The 16317-nt window shown below is 52.6% G+C and carries 17 protein-coding genes; 7 read left to right on the forward strand and 10 right to left on the reverse strand.

What is annotated here, in order from left to right; all coding sequences use genetic code 11:
• Window positions 1-154: 154 nt before the first annotated feature.
• From AC0VXT_RS17005 to AC0VXT_RS17025, 5 genes are all read right to left on the reverse strand, one after another.
• A complete protein-coding gene (locus AC0VXT_RS17005; RefSeq protein WP_475546373.1) occupies window positions 155-736 on the reverse strand; it encodes a DUF3035 domain-containing protein in 582 nt (193 codons plus the stop codon).
• A gap of 50 nt (window positions 737-786) precedes the next feature.
• Window positions 787-1260 (reverse strand): signal peptidase II, encoded by a 474-nt coding sequence (lspA, locus tag AC0VXT_RS17010; protein WP_475546374.1) that lies wholly within the window; start codon window positions 1258-1260, stop codon window positions 787-789.
• Between the two features lie 103 nt (window positions 1261-1363).
• Entirely contained in the window at window positions 1364-4204 is a 2841-nt protein-coding gene (ileS, locus tag AC0VXT_RS17015) for an isoleucine--tRNA ligase (RefSeq protein WP_475546375.1), read from the reverse strand.
• Window positions 4205-4307: 103 nt separating this feature from the next.
• A complete protein-coding gene (locus tag AC0VXT_RS17020) occupies window positions 4308-5264 on the reverse strand; it encodes a bifunctional riboflavin kinase/FAD synthetase (protein ID WP_475546376.1) in 957 nt (318 codons plus the stop codon).
• 176 nt (window positions 5265-5440) lie between these two features.
• Entirely contained in the window at window positions 5441-5878 is a 438-nt protein-coding gene (locus AC0VXT_RS17025; RefSeq protein ID WP_022731103.1) for a MaoC family dehydratase, read from the reverse strand.
• Window positions 5879-6143: 265 nt separating this feature from the next.
• Here AC0VXT_RS17025 and AC0VXT_RS17030 point away from each other — a divergent pair, with 265 nt between their 5' ends.
• Complete coding sequence (locus tag AC0VXT_RS17030) at window positions 6144-6935, forward strand: class I SAM-dependent methyltransferase (RefSeq protein WP_475546377.1); 792 nt, start codon at window positions 6144-6146, stop codon at window positions 6933-6935.
• A 31-nt stretch (window positions 6936-6966) separates the two neighbouring features.
• Here AC0VXT_RS17030 and AC0VXT_RS17035 read toward each other — a convergent pair whose 3' ends face one another.
• Window positions 6967-7758: a sterol desaturase family protein gene (locus AC0VXT_RS17035; protein WP_475546378.1), complete on the reverse strand. Its 792-nt coding sequence runs from the start codon at window positions 7756-7758 to the stop codon at window positions 6967-6969.
• Between the two features lie 230 nt (window positions 7759-7988).
• On the opposite strand from AC0VXT_RS17035, the gene AC0VXT_RS17040 reads away from it, so the two are divergent.
• On the forward strand, window positions 7989-9017 hold the full coding sequence (locus tag AC0VXT_RS17040; protein WP_475546379.1) for a M23 family metallopeptidase: 1029 nt from the start codon (window positions 7989-7991) through the stop codon (window positions 9015-9017).
• A 31-nt stretch (window positions 9018-9048) separates the two neighbouring features.
• On the opposite strand, the gene AC0VXT_RS17045 is transcribed toward AC0VXT_RS17040, so the two are convergent.
• Window positions 9049-9312, reverse strand: a complete 264-nt coding sequence (locus tag AC0VXT_RS17045; protein WP_475546380.1) for a hypothetical protein — start codon at window positions 9310-9312, stop codon at window positions 9049-9051.
• A gap of 60 nt (window positions 9313-9372) precedes the next feature.
• On the opposite strand from AC0VXT_RS17045, the gene AC0VXT_RS17050 reads away from it, so the two are divergent.
• The 4 genes from AC0VXT_RS17050 to AC0VXT_RS17065 all read left to right on the forward strand — a co-directional run bounded on the left by AC0VXT_RS17050 (window position 9373) and on the right by AC0VXT_RS17065 (window position 13690).
• The gene (locus AC0VXT_RS17050) at window positions 9373-11823 is read left to right on the forward strand and encodes a bifunctional diguanylate cyclase/phosphodiesterase (protein WP_475546381.1); all 2451 of its coding nucleotides are present in this window, start codon (window positions 9373-9375) and stop codon (window positions 11821-11823) included.
• A 206-nt stretch (window positions 11824-12029) separates the two neighbouring features.
• The gene (locus tag AC0VXT_RS17055) at window positions 12030-12152 is read left to right on the forward strand and encodes a hypothetical protein (RefSeq protein ID WP_417804635.1); all 123 of its coding nucleotides are present in this window, start codon (window positions 12030-12032) and stop codon (window positions 12150-12152) included.
• Window positions 12153-12351: 199 nt separating this feature from the next.
• On the forward strand, window positions 12352-12678 hold the full coding sequence (locus AC0VXT_RS17060; protein WP_102783266.1) for a hypothetical protein: 327 nt from the start codon (window positions 12352-12354) through the stop codon (window positions 12676-12678).
• A 148-nt stretch (window positions 12679-12826) separates the two neighbouring features.
• Window positions 12827-13690 (forward strand): NUDIX hydrolase, encoded by an 864-nt coding sequence (locus AC0VXT_RS17065; protein WP_475546382.1) that lies wholly within the window; start codon window positions 12827-12829, stop codon window positions 13688-13690.
• A 53-nt stretch (window positions 13691-13743) separates the two neighbouring features.
• Here AC0VXT_RS17065 and AC0VXT_RS17070 read toward each other — a convergent pair whose 3' ends face one another.
• The 3 genes from AC0VXT_RS17070 to AC0VXT_RS17080 form a co-directional block, all read right to left on the reverse strand.
• Window positions 13744-14223 (reverse strand): hypothetical protein, encoded by a 480-nt coding sequence (locus AC0VXT_RS17070; protein ID WP_475546383.1) that lies wholly within the window; start codon window positions 14221-14223, stop codon window positions 13744-13746.
• A gap of 105 nt (window positions 14224-14328) precedes the next feature.
• Window positions 14329-14790, reverse strand: a complete 462-nt coding sequence (locus tag AC0VXT_RS17075) for a methylmalonyl-CoA mutase (protein ID WP_475546384.1) — start codon at window positions 14788-14790, stop codon at window positions 14329-14331.
• A gap of 132 nt (window positions 14791-14922) precedes the next feature.
• Window positions 14923-15594: an NnrU family protein gene (locus AC0VXT_RS17080; protein WP_475546385.1), complete on the reverse strand. Its 672-nt coding sequence runs from the start codon at window positions 15592-15594 to the stop codon at window positions 14923-14925.
• Between the two features lie 201 nt (window positions 15595-15795).
• Between AC0VXT_RS17080 and AC0VXT_RS17085 the strand changes: the two genes are divergently transcribed.
• Complete coding sequence (locus AC0VXT_RS17085) at window positions 15796-16236, forward strand: GcrA family cell cycle regulator (protein ID WP_022731092.1); 441 nt, start codon at window positions 15796-15798, stop codon at window positions 16234-16236.
• Window positions 16237-16317: the final 81 nt, after the last annotated feature.

Below are 16317 nucleotides of genomic sequence, written 5' to 3' on the forward strand. Positions count from 1 at the left end.
TGGTTGCTTTGCGATCCCGGCACTTTTGCGGCTCATGGGTATCGCGACAGGAAGTTCTTAAAAACCGAATATGACAGAACAAGGGCGCGGAAATTCCGCGCCCCTGATGAAATCTCAAAACTGTGGCTTAGTGCGCCCAGATGGCAAGATCGGCTTAGAAGATATCTTCAAGCCAGCCCTTTTGTTTACGTTCGATCACCGGGGTGTCGCCACCGCCAGCAGCAGAGTCGCCAAGCGCCTGCTGATCGCGGATGCGTTTTGCCTCAGCCGCCGGATCAACCGTGGTGCCGTATTCTGGCTTGTCCTGCCAGAAGATCAGGTCATCAACAACGCTGTCGCTTTCCGAAATAAAGATCGATGTTTCCCGATCAACGGTATTACGAATGTCAGGCGATGCATATTGCGCGCCCGATTGCGACAGCAGTGCGACCTGTCCCTTGCTGCGCGTGCCATCAGAAATGTCACGTTTAACGCCGTTGGGATCTTCGCCAGTTAAAATGCGACGGGCCTGATCGGTGGTGGTCCCGGTCTGCGGACGTGCCGCACCCGGTTCAGGAACACGCAAGGTAAAATCAGGCGGCAGGCTGAGCGGTGCGCGCGAGACAACCTGAAACTCGTCAGGTGCCTGTTTGTTCAGGCCAAAGGTTTCGCGCGTTGACTCGCAACCGGCAACACCAAGGGCGAGCCCACCCAAAAGCGCAATTTTAAACAGATTGGTCGTCAGTTTCCGGGCCATTCCTGCCTCTTATACACATCGTGACCGGGTGGAATTACACCGGTCTTAAATTATCTAGCTGGTTTTTTACCGCCAAAAAGAGAATCGATCAACAGTAGCGCTGCACCGATTGTAATCGAACTGTCGGCAATATTGAAAACCGGCCAGTGATATCCGGCCACATGCAGGTCGATAAAATCGGTTACCGCACCATGACGCAGACGATCCACAAGGTTGCCAATCGCCCCGCCAACAACCAGCGCAAGTGCCAAACGTAGCATACGATCGCGCGTGCGCCACATCCAGATGCAAAAACCAATCGTGATCGCCGCTGTCGCAGCGATCATTACCCATGGGGCCTGCCCCTGAAACAGGCCAAACGACACACCCGGATTCCACGCCAGCACAAAGTTCATGAACGGTGTGACTTCAATCACGCGGAACGGGTTGGACAACCCGTCAATCGCAAGCTGCTTGGTCCATTGGTCCAGCGCAAAAACCACCGCAATGACAATCAGACCAAACAAAAAGGCGCAACGCTTCATCAATACTCTTTCAAACTTGCCGGTCTGCAAACTTACCGGCCTTCAAACTTATTGATCGAGGGGGCTCGCCCAAGCACAAGCCCGCACCAGAAAACCACCTGCCTTATTCGGCGGCGGTAATTCCCATTTCATCAACAGCATCCGCACAACGGTTGCAGATGGTTTTATGTTCGGCGTGGCTGCCCACTTCCGGCAGAGTCTGCCAGCAGCGTTCACATTTATCCCCATCGGCCAATCCCGGCACAACGCCAACACCCGCAACATCGTCAAGTGTGTAGGCACCTTCCGGTGCATCACCCGTCACCAATTCAATGTCAGATGTGATGGCAATTTCGGCAAGATTAAGGCCGCTGAGTGCTTCGACATAGTCCGCTGTCGCGTAAACCGTTGGTACGGCATCGAGGCTGGCCCCGATACGTTTTTCCGCACGTTCAAGTTCAAGCGCACCGGTGACAACACGGCGTAATTTACGAATTTTTGCCCATTTGGTAGCAAGAGCATCATCTTTCCAGCCATCTGAAACCGTATTGAAGGTTTCAGAATGGACAGAGCTGTCCGCGCCATAGCGTGCACGCCATGCCTCATCGGCGGTAAAGCACAGAACCGGTGCCAACCAGCGCACCAGACTGTCAAACACACGATCCATCACCGTCCGTGCGGCACGGCGGCGCGCACTGCTTGGCGCGTCGCAATACAGTGCGTCTTTGCGGATATCGAGATAGAAGGCCGACATGTCGAGCGCACAGAAGTTGTGCAGTTCGATAAACATGCTGTGGAAATCGTAATCCGCCGTTGTCTTGCGCACCATATCGTCAAGGTGGCTCAGACGATGCAGAACCCAGCGTTCAAGTTCCGGCAGTTCATTGTCGGGAACTTTTTCAGCCTCGGTAAAGCCATCAAGGTTGCCGAGTAGGAAGCGTAGCGTATTGCGCAAACGACGATAGACGTCCGAATGGCGCTGGATGATTTCATGGCTGATGCGCAGATCGTCATGATAGTCCGAGCTTACCACCCACAACCGCAGGATATCGGCACCAAGCTTTTCGATGATGTCATTTGGCGCAATAACGTTGCCGAGCGATTTCGACATTTTGCGGCCATTGCCATCAAGCACAAAACCATGGGTCAAAACCGCTTCATACGGCGCGCGACCGCGCGTTCCGCACGACTCAAGAAGCGAGCTGTGGAACCAGCCACGATGCTGATCAGACCCTTCAAGATAAAGATCGGCTGGCCATTTCAGGTCCTGACGTTCTTCAAGCACAAAGGCATGGGTCGAACCGGAATCAAACCAGACATCAAGAACGTCGGTGACCTGTTCGAAATCATTGGCATCGTATTTATCGCCAAGGAAATACTGCGCGTCGCGGATGAACCACGCGTCGGCACCTTCGGCACAGAACGCTTCATAAACACGATCAAGGACTTCCTGATCACGCAACGGCTGACGGGTATTTTTATCAATGAACACCGTGATCGGCACACCCCACGCACGTTGGCGCGATACGCACCAATCCGGGCGGTTAGCAATCATCGAATGCAAACGGTTGCGACCGCCTTCGGGCACAAAGCGGGTTTCATCAATCGCTTTGAGCGCCTTTTCACGCAGGTCGTTGTCCTGCATGGAAATGAACCACTGCGGGGTGGTGCGATAGATCACCGGTGCCTTGGAGCGCCACGAGCACGGATAGGAGTGTTTTAAACGGCCACGCGACAACAAGGCACCAACTTCGATCAGTTTGGTGATGACGGCTTCGTTGGCGTCTGCTTCCTTACCGTTTTCATCATAGATGCGCTTGCCAGCAAACAGTGGCACGGTCGGATAATAGGCACCGTCGCCATCGACCATTTCAGGGATTTCGAGACCATATTTCAAACCGGTCTGGTAATCGTCCGGGCCGTGGGTCGGTGCGGTATGCACGAACCCGGTACCGGTATCGGTCGTGACATAGTCAGCTGCCAGAAGTGGTACATCAAATTCATAGCCCTGCCCGCGGAACGGATGGGCCGCAACCGTGCCTTCAAGCTCGGAACCGGTGAAAGTACCGACAACCTTATGGCCGGTCACGCGACCATTTTTGCACATGTCTTCAAGAAGATCGGTACAAACCGCCATCTTCTCGCCAACCGTCGCCCAGGCTTCTTCGGCGGTTTCGGTAACTTCGATCACCGAATATTCGATATCGTCGCCATAGGAAATCGCACGGTTGCCCGGAATGGTCCATGGCGTCGTGGTCCAGATGACAATCGCGGTGTCTTTAAGCAGATCGACCTTGGTCTCACGCACCGGGAAACGGACATAGATCGTTTTGCTGGTGTGGTCGTGATATTCAACCTCGGCCTCGGCCAGTGCTGTTTTTTCAACCACTGACCACATGACCGGTTTGGAGCCCATATAGAGCGACCCGTTCATCAGGAACTTGCCAAGCTCACGCGCGATGGAGGCTTCGGCCTTAAAATCCATGGTGACATAGGGATTATCCCAGTCGCCCATCACGCCAAGACGTTTAAACTCTTCGCGCTGAACATCGAGCCATTTCTCGGCAAACTCGCGGCATTCCTTACGGAATTCGGCGATTGGCACATCGTCCTTGTTTTTGCCTTTGGCACGGTATTGCTCTTCGATTTTCCATTCGATCGGAAGACCGTGGCAATCCCAGCCCGGAACATAAACCGCGTTCTTGCCCAGCATTTGCTGTGAACGGGTGATCACGTCTTTCAGGATTTTGTTCAGCGCATGACCAATGTGCAGATGACCGTTGGCATAGGGCGGGCCATCATGAAGGACAAACATTTCACGATCTGCCGAAATACCGCGAATTTTGCCATAGAGATCCTCATCCTTCCACTGCGCGAGCAGGGTGGGCTCCATCTTTGGCAAACCCGCCCGCATCGGGAAATCGGTTTTGGGCAGGATAACGGTTTTCTTGTATTCGACACTCATCGTGACGGTCCTGTGGTCTTGAACAAATTAAAAAGGGCGAACCCCCGGTGATTACAGCTACCCCTTAAAAGGCGCGCGGATCATAGCGGGTTCGTCGATAAATTCAAATCTTGCCGAGAATCTCTTTGGCAGCAACGACATCGGATGCGATTTGGGCCTTTAGCGCATCCAACCCGTCGAACTTCTTTTCGCCCCGGATAAAGCCGTGTAACCGCACGCGAACGGGGCGATCATAGATGTCCTGATCGAAATCAAACAGGTGTGCTTCAAGCCCGGCATCATTATCGCCGCCGAAGCTTGGACGTACACCGATGTTTGCGACTCCGCGCACCCAGCGTTCTACTGTTTGACCGTCATCTTGCGAAATCAGGCCAAGTTCGATGGCATAAACACCAAATTTGGGGCGCAAATGATTGCCCAAGGCAACATTAGCCGTCGGAAACCCGATGGTGCGGCCACGTGCATCCCCATGCGCAACAGTCCCGGCAATTTCCCACGGACGTCCAAGCAAATGGGTGGCGTCCTGTGGGCGGCCATCGCGCAGGGCCTGACGAATGGCGGTTGATGAATAAACAATCCCATTATCATGGGTTACGGCTTCGACCGCCGTCACACCAAACCCGGATGTTTGGCCAATGGAACGCAGCAAATCAACATCACCTGCCCGTCCTTTACCAAAGCAAAAGTCCCAGCCAACCACGACATGTTTGGCGCCAAGCCCTTTGACCAGAACCCGCTCGATGAATTCTTCTGCGCTCATGGCGGCAAAATCGCGGTTAAATTCCGCTTCATAGAAAAGATCGATATCAATCGTGCTGGCTGCGGTTTCGCGGTCATCAGCCGATGTCAGGCGAAAGGGCGGATCATCGGCACGGAACAGCATGCGGGGATGGGGCTCAAATGTCAGGATTGCCAGTGGCACGCCAAGGTCACGCGCAATCTCGCGCGCCTGATCAAGAAGCGATTGATGCCCCAGATGCAAACCATCGAAATTACCAATCGCAACAACAGCGCCACGCGCCTCATCGGTCAGGTTTTCAAAAGATCGAAAAACGCGCATTCGCGCTGGTCTCTCTTGCTGCTTGGGTCCATGTCAGCCGACAGCATATCGGCAAATCCAGCAGGCAGCTATAAAGGGCGCAGGCCCAAAGCGTAAAGACTTTTCCACCAAAAAACGCGCAGTCCTTTGGCGGAAACATCTTATAGCCATGCCATGTGAGGATTTCGAAAGTGTGTTTAAGCCCGGCTGGGCACCATGACCACGGCTTCGCCTGCGATCACGCAGCGATCCCCGACATAGCAATTGGTTTCAAGGATGGCGCGTTTTTTGGCTGCAATGATTTCGCGGACTTCGACCTTGGCCGTCACCGTATCGCCAATGCGTACCGGTGCCTTGAATTGCAGGCTTTGTGAAAGATAAATCGTTCCCGGACCGGGCAATCTGGTGCCAAGCACCGTGGAAATGAAACCGGCCGACAGCATCCCGTGCGCAATACGCCCTTCGAACATGGTGGTTTCGGCGTATTCCTGATTAAGGTGAACCGGGTTGGTATCACCAGACATTCCGGCAAACATGACAATATCGGTTTCCGTTACCGTCTTGCCATAACTCGCGGACTGGCCCACCTCCAGATCTTCGAGATACAGCCCTTCCAGTCCGTTCATTTCTTTCATATCGTCAGTTTCCTTGCCTGTCACAGTCGGTATCGACCTTGCGCTTTACGCGCTTGTGGTTAATTTTTGCATCGCAATATTTTGTAACTTTATTGCGCAAGTTCAAGATTGGGCAATGCCTATTTCGTCGAACATGCTGTTGGATGTATATTGCAATTGATAAAAAATACGACACATCAAGGGCTTGGTAATTCGGATACAGGTCTTTATGCATCCATAAAATTCACCGTGGCAGACTGACCCTATTTCAAGGAAACGCACGCTTATGAATTCGACCAGCGCAGATATCTATGAGATTGCCATGGGCCGCTGGAGCCGCCGTTTGTCGCGCAGCTTCCTTGATTTTGTCGCCGCGCCATCGTGTGGTTCCCTGATTGATGTCGGCTGTGGCACGGGCAGTTTGACGTTGGCCGCAGCCACCCGTTACCCCAAGGCAAACATCGTCGGCATCGACCTGATGACCGATTATCTGACCGAGGCGCTGCGCAATACCGCAACCAATGTCCGATTTGAAACCGGCGATGCATCCGCCCTTCCGTTTGCCGATGACAGTTTTGACACGGCCTTTTCACAATTGCTGTTGAACGATCTGGATGGTCCGGCCGGTGCCGTTGGCGAAATGGTCCGCGTCACCCGCGCCAAAGGCCGGATTGCCGCCACGGTTTGGGACCGCGCGGGCGGGCTGACCTTTATCCGTTTGTTTCTTGATGCGGCCGCCATTCTGGTCGATGGGCCGGGCGAAGACCTGCGCAAAAAGGTTTTTGATGTGCCCTATCAGAACGAGGATACATTATTTGATCTGTGGGCAGATGCCGGACTTCATGATGTTGATACGACAACCATTGCGGTGCGCATGGACTTTCTGGATTTTGATGATTACTGGCAGTCTCTTTTGGGCGCGCACAGCCTGATCCGGGAATTTTTTGCCAACCTGTCGCCCGAACTTGCCCATGATGTGCAACAGGCAACGATGCGTGCCTTCCTTAGCGGCAAAGCAGATGGTCGGCGGTCTTTAGTGGCATCGGCCCTTGCTGTGCGCGGGATTGTGCCACCTTGACCAATATCCTCATACGTATGAGGATTATACATCATGGCTGGCGGAATGGAAGCCACAGCACCCCAAGCAAACTTTGGCTTTTGGAATCACGAAATTCATCCAAACCAATCTGCATGTCATGATCATTGGTCTTTGTATGATCAATGTAACTGACAAACAGGCGATCCCACACCGACAGGATATTTCCATAGTTGCTGTTGGTTTCGGTCATCACGCTGGAATGATGAACCCGGTGCATATCAGGGGTGACAACTAGCGTCCGCAACATGCGATCAAACGGTGAGGGAAAATGCACATTGCCATGATTAAACAGGGCAAAGCCGCTGAGCATGCTTTCATAGACAACCACCGCCCACGGATCGACCCCGATCAGTAAAACGAAGAACGATTTATAGCCTGCCGATGCAATGATTTCGACGGGGTGGAACCGTACGGCAGTTGAAACATCAAATTCAACATCGCAATGATGCACCCGATGAAACCGCCAGAACAGCGGGACAATATGGGTCAAACGGTGTTGCCAATAGACCGCACAATCAAGAACCACAATCGCGATCAGTCCGGCAAGAAAGGGCGGAACCCCGATCAGATTAATCACGCCCAAGCCGTTTTGCCCAGCCCAGATGGCAGTCGCAATCATGGCCGCCCCGACCGTAAAGCGGGTTAAGGCAGCACTGATCAGCAACAAACCAAAATTGGTCAGCCACCGTAATGGCCGACGCACAGCTTCACGGGGACGATAAGGCGCAACCGCTTCCCACAGGGCCATAACAGCCAATATGGCGGCAAAAATGCCAAGCCGAAGCAATCCATTCTGATCCATGCGTCCCACTGCCTTAAACCGTTCTGGAAACCTGTCTGGCGTTTCCTAGGGTTACAGTTTGACCCTCCATAAGGATCGATCAACTGTGTCATCTTGAATTGATAGCGGATAATCACACGTACAAACAATATCTTGCTGGTCGCGACACGATCACCATTATGTTAGATAATAAGCGTTTCGTAATGCACCATATGTTTAATCCGCTCGACCGAGCACCAAGGAGGGCCTGCATGCCAAACTCAACAGGACGTTTTCGGACACTTATGCTGTGTGTGTTCGCAACCCTGTCATTTGGTGGCATTGCCCACGCAGATGGTCCGCCGTTTGACTTACCCGTCGATTGCCTGAATGGCGAATGCGAGATCGTGCATTATGTTGATCATGATGCAGGCCCGGAAATTCGCGATTATGCGTGTGGTACGACCACCTATAACGGCCACCGCGGAACGGATTTTGCCATTCCGGACGAGGCCACCATGTTATCGGGTGTCGCGGTGCGTGCGATTGCAGACGGCACCGTCACAGCCCTTCGCGAAGGGGTCGAGGACATTGATTCCGGCCGTCTGGATAAAGAAAGTCTTGAGGGCATCGAATGCGGCAATGGCATCCTGATTGACCATGCGAACGGTTGGCAAAGCCAATATTGCCATTTGCGCCGCGGATCGGTTGCGGTGAAAAACGGTGACACGGTCAGTCGCGGTCAAGCGATCGCCCAAATCGGCATGTCAGGTCAGGCAACCTTTGCGCATCTGCATTTCAACCTGCGCAAGGACAAACAACTCGTTGATCCGTTCAGCGGCACCGTTATGGGCGCAAGTTCGACCAGTGACTGCACAGCCGAAAACGCGGTGCTTTGGTTGACAGCAGCCCGCCAACAAATGACGTACAATGATGTCACGCTGTATGGCCATGGTTTTTCAATGGCGCGGCCCAATGCATCGGATTTGAAACGGGGATACGGTAAAGAGCTTGAATTACCCCGTTCAGCCCCGGCTTTGTATTTTTGGGCGTATCTGATTGGTGCCAATAATGGCGACGTCATCCGCCTTAGCCTGCAAAGCCCGAATGGCAAAGGCGGGCATCGCGATTTTACAATCGATCTGCCCAATGATCAGGGACCACGCGCAAAATGGTTCTTTATCAATATGGATCGCCCGGGCAACTTATGGCCTGCGGGATCCTATCACGGTGAAGTCACCTTTACGCGCCCGGGACAGACACCGAAAACGATTGGCAACACCGACCTGACAATCCGGTAGGCCTTAGAGTCAGGACCTACCTATTGAGGCATCAAACACCTGTCGTGGCAAAAGGTGCAGCAAGGTGCGGCGGGAATGCACACGAATGTTTTGATGAAGTTACATCTGGTTTGCGGTTTCTTACGTAGTGCAATAAAATGAGCTTAGTTGTGCCCGTCTTTGGGTAAAATAGAACTGCCGCACGATAAAGTGCAAAAACAACCCAATATTCAATCAGAAGCGGCAGTTGTGCAGAACCTTCGGGCTTCACAAACAAATACGTTTGCTTTGCACCCGGGTTCAGAAATAAAATCATGCGCGTAAATTCGCTTACCACCTGGAAATAAAAGATATTTCCGAATTGATCGGCACGTAGATGTACAGAATATATGATTGCCTTACAACGCAGCACGACATCGTTCTGGTGTTGGTTGCTGTATTACTGGGGCTTGGTGGCATTCATACTGCCTTCAATCTGTATGCACGCGCCTGTATCGGACGTCTTCGCCAAAGGATCGCCTGGCTGTTTCTGACCGGCGTTGTGACCGGCAGTGCAATCTGGGCAACGCATTTCATTGCAATGCTGGCCTATGACCCGATTGTACCTGTTGGCTACGATCCGGTTTTAACCGCGGTTTCGCTGGTGATTGCCATTGCCGCAACCAGTGTCGGCTTTGCGATTGCGTCGTTCCGTGGCCCGCATCCGGTTTTGTCACGGATGGTCGGCGGCTTGGTCATCGGGCTTGGCATTTCGGCCATGCATTTCACTGGCATGTCGGCAATGAGCGTTCCTGGCGTGATCAGCTGGCACATGGATATCGTAATTGCAGCCATTGTGTTGGGCGCTGTGTTTGGCATGATATCACTTTGGTTGGCCGGGTCTGCGCGCACTGCGCGCGAGATGCTTTGGGGCAAGACCAACCTGACGGTTGCCGTTGCCACCATGCATTTCAGTGCCATGGGGGCCTTGATCATTACGCCTGACCCGACAATGCGGGTGCCAGCACAGTTGATATCAACCGAATATCTGTCTGTTGGTGTGGCCGTTATTGTCACAATCCTGATTGCCATTGGCTTTATCACCGCCATGGTCGATCGCCAACTGCGTGCCCATGTCAGTAACCGGATGCGTATTTTGGGTGACTCAGCCATCGAAGCACTTGTCCTGACTCAGGATGGTCGGGTGATTGAAACCAACGAGAGCTTTTTGCGGCTGGTAGATGCCAAGCAGGATGAGGTCAATGACAGCGAATTCCTGTCGCACTGGCTGACCGAGGTGCCGCAAGCTTTTCGCAGTGGGAGCATCAGCTACGTTGAAACATCCCTGCGCACACGCGATCAGGTCGATGTTCCGGTTGAAGTCATACGCCGTGAAATCCCGGCCGATGATTTTTCCGACAACACGGTGATTTTTGGCCTGCGTGACCTGCGCGAACGTCTCGCCGCCGAGAAGCATATCCGGTTCCTTGCAGAGCACGACTCACTCACACAACTTTTAAATCGTACGACCTTTAATGATCGTATTGCCGAAGCAATCACTGAAGCCGATGAGACCGGCGTGCCGGTGACGGTGATGTGTCTTGATCTTGATCATTTCAAGGAACTCAATGACAGCTTTGGCCATATCGCAGGCGATCATGCGCTACGTGAACTTGGCGAACGGCTGAGCAAGCTGAACTCAGACAATATTACAATCGCACGGGTTGGCGGTGATGAATTCGTCATATTGCTTCATCATCAAAACCGACCCGACGTGGCGCTTGCATCGGCAAATGCGCGCGCGGTTGCGCAAGACATTCTTGATTGCATTGCCATCCCGATCTTTATCAATAACAACCACCGGGCAAAACTGTCTGGCAGCATTGGCATTGCGCATTATCCATCCGACGGTGAGGATGCCGAGGCGATCCTGTTCCATGCAGACCTTGCCATGTACCGTGTCAAACAGTCGGGTGGCAATGATACGGTATTTTATTCGTCGGAAATGGACGAGGAATACCGCTTCAAGCGTCAACTATCATCCAATCTGCGTCAGGCAATGGAAAACGATACGCTGGAAGTTTATTACCAGCCGCAATGCCAAGCAGACAGTCAGGAAGTTATGTCATTTGAAGCCCTTTTACGCTGGAACGATCCACAAATGGGCAACATACCGCCCAGTCGCTTTATCCCGATCGCCGAAGAAACCGGTTTGATCAATCAGGTCGGCGAATGGGTTCTGCGCAAGGCATGTCAGGAAGCCGCCAGTTGGCGAAAACCGCTTGGCATTGGCGTCAACCTCTCGGCTGTTCAGTTACAGGACCTTGAACTTCCAAACCTCGTTCGCAGAATTGTTGAACAAAGCGGTCTTGATCCGAAACGTCTTGAACTTGAAGTTACCGAGACAGCACTTATTCACAACCCGGCCAGATCAATGAAGATCCTGTCCGAGATCAAGAAACTTGGTGTCCGCATCGCAATGGATGATTTCGGAACTGGTTACTCATCGCTGGCGACGTTGCAAAACTTCCCGGTCAACCGGATCAAAATTGATCAGTCCTTTATTGCCAAACTGATCGGCAATGATCAGGCGGTGGCAATTGTGCGCGCGGTGATAAACCTGAGCCATGATCTTAACCTTTCTGTCATTGCAGAAGGCGTTGAAACTGATGATCAGGCAAGGTTCCTGACCGATAACGACTGCAATGAGGTTCAAGGGTACAAATACGGCTACCCCCGCCCGATCAACGAATATTGGCATGTTGTCCATCCGAACAGCAACGATCGGGATATCGCAGCCGATCTGGCGAAAAGCGCGAATCGGGTTTCTGGATCCGAGGCGCGTTAAACCGTTTACCCGAAACTATCGTCGCCTGATTTGGGCAACACCGCATTTGTGACAAAAACAGCAGGAAAAAAGCGACCTTTTCCATCAGGTTGAAAGTTTTTTGACGTTTTTTGAGTCAGAGCCCTTGTATCGCGCCCTTTTGCCTGCCTATATTCGTTCTGTGCCCTGAGGCACCCCGAAGCTACCTGTCAGAAGACGGAGTGACTATGATGAACAAGCGTAAAGCCGTTGCTATTGCCATTGCCCGCGAACAGCAGATTGCCCGTTCGATGGAAATCCTGTTTGCAGGAACCATTGTGGCCATTATCGCATCGCTACTGATCATTTGATCGAATTCCCGCGTTCATCTTTTCCCGGTTCGCAATTTTGAACCGTGCGGTTCTGAAAATAAATGACTGCAAATTAGCTTCATGACCGATCACCGTATTTTCGTTGCCATCTTTACGCGAATTATCAGCCCGGCAGTCTGAGGACGCCGGGACGTTCCTGTTCGCCTATTTGATACAATGAAAACATGTGTGCATCGTCATGACCAATCATGCTTATGCTGCGCTTGATCTAACTGCGCAGCCCAAGAAATCCGTCTATTGCTATTCCGTCCACGCCGCAGCCGAACCGGACGTCATGCCCCGCGTATTGGAACTGTTTGCCAAACGCAACCTGACACCGACCAGCTGGCATTCAACCGTTGCCAGCACCAATAGCGGTTACGACGAACTGCAAATCGACATCCAGATTCAGCAGCTTGAGTCCAAGGTGGCCGAGCATATCGCGCGCTGCCTGCGTCAAATCGTGCATGTAAATACGGTACTGACGTCGGAAAAAGGGTATTCAAACTCGGCACTGAGCGCATAGGGCTGCGTAGCTCACCGCATCAAACCAGCGCCGTGCCGTAAAGAAAATGGTGCATGTTTCAAGGCCAATGAACTAGGGTGTCCGGGTCGTGGCACTGTCTTGATCATCTTGATCACAAGACAGTGCGCCCCAACCGACGGAGTGCCCTTTGTCCTACCTTGACCATATCAAAGCCTGCAACAATGCCAACCTGTCACGCTATGCGCGCTTTCGCATTGGCAATGCACCACTTGGTGCCGTCCGGTCCGATTTTGCCAATGCGCTGATCGGGCTTGGCGGTGACTTCGTCCGCGATGAAAATGGTGAGTTTGGTTTTGCCCGTCATATTCAGACGCCAGTACAACGCAACGACACCTTGCATAGAGCAACGGTTCAGCTTTGCGATACCGGCCATATAAGGCACCTGCACGGCGAAAGGTTTGACGTTCGGGCCTCTCTGTCAGAAGCGCCACTTTGTCAGCTGGATCGTTTTGCCATGCCCCATTTCGGGTTTCGATCCTGGGGTGTGCATATGAACGGTTATGTCCGAAAATCCGATGGTCTTCACATGTGGATTGCTAAAAGGTCACAAGACAAACCAACCTACCCCGGCATGCTCGACAATATGGTGGCTGGTGGACAGCCCGCAGGACTTGGCTTTCGTGAAAATATGATCAAGGAATGCGCTGAAGAAGCCGACATTCCATCCTCACTTGCCGATAGCCTTCAGGCGGTCGGTACGGTTTCATATCTGTATGAGACTGATGAGGGCCTTAAACCGGATGTCATGGTCAATTATGATCTGGAACTGCCCGAGACATTTGAACCAAGATGTGCCGATGGCGAGGTGGAGCGATTTGACCTTCTGCCAGTTGCCGAGGTGGCTGAGATTATTCGTAGCGGGTTTGACTTCAAATTCAACTGTGCGCTGGTGATCATCGACTTTCTGATCCGGCACGGTTACCTCACCGCAGATGACGAACCAGATTACGGTGACCTGATCACGGGTCTTCATCGCGATATCAATCGCTAGAACCTGTTGTCTGTCGGGTCAATGATGGTCTTGTGGACAGCAGGTAACACAGGCTACTGACGCGTATTTGGCCCGCCCAGCAATGCACCAACGGCCATAACCGTCAGTTTGGCGCGCAAGTCTGGATCAAGTTTATCAAGATCAACCTGCTTTTTGCGCAAGGCCGACACGGCTTCTGCGATCAGTTCTTCGCGCCGCGCGTCTGCCTTGGTCGGCATTTTGCTTTTCTTTTTGCCCAGTTTGACGTCGGCGGCGTCCAATGCCTTGAGGATTGCCGCATGCGGCGCGTCGGCCTGCTCGGTCAAGGTTTCTGCCAAAGCAAGAGCACGGGCTTCTTCAAGAGACATGCCGTCTTCCTGATGGGCCATGGCGCGATCTTCAATACGGCGCGCCTGTCGGGCATTGGTCGCCATCTGTTCGGCGACTGCCGTATCACGGACTTCGAGGGATTGCGCTTTGTTGTAGGCGTTAATGGCCTCCCGGCCACTTTTGCCGACAAAGACGCGCATCAGCGTTTCCTTGAGCAATCCCATCAATACGTCCTTTGATTAAACATCCCGCTTCCGGGGGCAACTATTATGCACCCGAAAGGGTTTCGAAATCATTGCCTGTTTCATATTAGAAGATTCGACAGCACTTTAAATATGTTGTGCGACACGTCCTTCTTCAACGGCCAAAATGTATTCAATCAAAGCTTCGCAGTCGGTGGTTTTGAGATGATCAAGATCGCACAGGAAATCGACATTGCTTTTCGCCGGGTCATCCGGGTGGCCGACAATGCCAAATTTCACATATTCCCCATCCATGGCATCAAGCGACGAGATGATGTCTGCGACACTCACCCGGTCGTCCGCGGTCAGTGACGTTCTGATCAGGACGAGCATATCCGCATCACAATCAATGACCTGACGTGCAATCGATTGTGCATCTGAATGTGCGGGTGCGACGTTGACGTCAAAGCCGCCATCGGCAAACAGGGTCGCGACCTTTTTATGGTGACGTTCCTCATGCGAAGATGCTGTCGCCAACAGAAGTCGTGGATGACGGCCTTCCATTTCAGCGAATTTCGCCAAGCTTGTCGCGAGTTGGGAAGAAGTCATGGTACCTCGCTTTACGTAACCGGCAGCGGCACAGAATGCATGCGCGGTAAAGATAGTATCCTTATCAAAGGCCGGGCTTGCAAGCACCGTGGTCAAGAACACATCGAAAGACGCATTTAAAACAAAGATCGCTTAACCACCAAATGCGCCGAGCGCCCCAAGTGGACTGATGCCAATGACATATCGGTGGACGATGATCAGGCAGGCATAAATCATCACCCCCAAACCAATTTCACCCAGACCAATCGCACCATGAAGTACTGCACGCGGGGCAAACCGCCGAGTCCCTGCCAAAATCTCAGATATTTCAGCCTTTGACATCTCTTTCATGCGGATTTTTTCCATTCTGGCAAAACCGACCAGAGCAAAAACAGCACTTCCGCCAAAGAATATTACAGCGACCAGATCCCCATTGGGCAACACATGTCCAAGCCCCCACAAGAATGCCCCAAGCAACAACGGATGCCGACAAAATGCGTTAATCCCGGGGCGATTTGGATCAAAACCATTTTTTCGCCCGATCGACAATGGACAGGGTTGAAGAATGGCCGCGGCCCACAAAATACATGCAGGCAACATCAGGCACAGAGCGACATAGACCTGCCATGGGGCAAACGGCCAAAGGGGTATAAAATCAGCGACAAGAACTTCGTGAATGACCCATATCAGCAACACCAGCGAAAGCACTGAGAAGCAAAAAACATAGGCCCGTCGCCCCATCGATCCGACGATCTGATTTCGCATCAGACCGGGGATGATGTGGCCCGCCAAGAACACCACAACAGATATGAAAAACCAGATCAAATGACGATCTCCCCTTTACATTACTGCACCAACATGCAAATTGCGCTGTTCGCGCATCTTGGTCGTGGTGCGAATCTCCATGACACTTGCGTTGCGCGATATTAGTAGATACGTCTGTATCCCTGTTTGACATCGGACAATAAGCATCTGTCATCGGTAACATACCGTCGGGCAGACAACGGAACACGGAATATACTCGAAATGAGCTGGACGCCGGAAAAGATTGAATTGCTGACTTCGCTCTGGAATCAGGGCTGGACCACGGCACGCATCGGTGAAGAACTGGGCGTTGGCAAGAATGCTGTGGTTGGCAAGGCACACCGCCTGGGACTGCCCAAGCGCCCCTCCCCGATCCAGCGTCGCGCGGAAGAAGCCGAACAGAAAAAGGCTCCTGCGCCGAAACAGCAGAGCAAAGGCATCTCTATCTATGATCTCGGGCCGGGCATGTGCCGCTGGCCGTTTGGTGATCCGGATACGGATGATTTTTATTTCTGCGGTAAGAAAAACATTCCGACCAAACCCTATTGCGATGAACATTGCGCGCAGGCCTATTTGAACGGCAAAAACCCACGTGAAGACAATCCGCCTTCGCAGCAGGGCGGTCCGAACAGAGGCCCACAGCGCCCCGGCGCAAAGAAATAAGCTGATCGGCTTAGAACGACCTCCAGAATTCAAAAAGCCGCCCGGCACATCCGGGCGGCTTTTTCAGTTTCATATTCTGAA

The sequence above is a fragment of the Thalassospira sp. Z349TD_5 genome (genome assembly GCF_056173045.1).

What these genes read in the sequence shown, in the direction of transcription:
- AC0VXT_RS17005 (WP_475546373.1), bottom strand. Translation starts at nt 736, where the DNA reads ATGGCCCGGAAACTGACGACCAATCTGTTTAAAATTGCGCTTTTGGGT.
- lspA (WP_475546374.1), bottom strand. Translation starts at nt 1,260, where the DNA reads ATGAAGCGTTGCGCCTTTTTGTTTGGTCTGATTGTCATTGCGGTGGTT.
- ileS (WP_475546375.1), bottom strand. Translation starts at nt 4,204, where the DNA reads ATGAGTGTCGAATACAAGAAAACCGTTATCCTGCCCAAAACCGATTTC.
- AC0VXT_RS17020 (WP_475546376.1), bottom strand. Translation starts at nt 5,264, where the DNA reads ATGCGCGTTTTTCGATCTTTTGAAAACCTGACCGATGAGGCGCGTGGC.
- AC0VXT_RS17025 (WP_022731103.1), bottom strand. Translation starts at nt 5,878, where the DNA reads ATGAAAGAAATGAACGGACTGGAAGGGCTGTATCTCGAAGATCTGGAG.
- AC0VXT_RS17030 (WP_475546377.1), top strand. Translation starts at nt 6,144, where the DNA reads ATGAATTCGACCAGCGCAGATATCTATGAGATTGCCATGGGCCGCTGG.
- AC0VXT_RS17035 (WP_475546378.1), bottom strand. Translation starts at nt 7,758, where the DNA reads ATGGATCAGAATGGATTGCTTCGGCTTGGCATTTTTGCCGCCATATTG.
- AC0VXT_RS17040 (WP_475546379.1), top strand. Translation starts at nt 7,989, where the DNA reads ATGCCAAACTCAACAGGACGTTTTCGGACACTTATGCTGTGTGTGTTC.
- AC0VXT_RS17045 (WP_475546380.1), bottom strand. Translation starts at nt 9,312, where the DNA reads ATGATTTTATTTCTGAACCCGGGTGCAAAGCAAACGTATTTGTTTGTG.
- AC0VXT_RS17050 (WP_475546381.1), top strand. Translation starts at nt 9,373, where the DNA reads ATGTACAGAATATATGATTGCCTTACAACGCAGCACGACATCGTTCTG.
- AC0VXT_RS17055 (WP_417804635.1), top strand. Translation starts at nt 12,030, where the DNA reads ATGATGAACAAGCGTAAAGCCGTTGCTATTGCCATTGCCCGCGAACAG.
- AC0VXT_RS17060 (WP_102783266.1), top strand. Translation starts at nt 12,352, where the DNA reads ATGACCAATCATGCTTATGCTGCGCTTGATCTAACTGCGCAGCCCAAG.
- AC0VXT_RS17070 (WP_475546383.1), bottom strand. Translation starts at nt 14,223, where the DNA reads ATGGGATTGCTCAAGGAAACGCTGATGCGCGTCTTTGTCGGCAAAAGT.
- AC0VXT_RS17075 (WP_475546384.1), bottom strand. Translation starts at nt 14,790, where the DNA reads ATGACTTCTTCCCAACTCGCGACAAGCTTGGCGAAATTCGCTGAAATG.
- AC0VXT_RS17085 (WP_022731092.1), top strand. Translation starts at nt 15,796, where the DNA reads ATGAGCTGGACGCCGGAAAAGATTGAATTGCTGACTTCGCTCTGGAAT.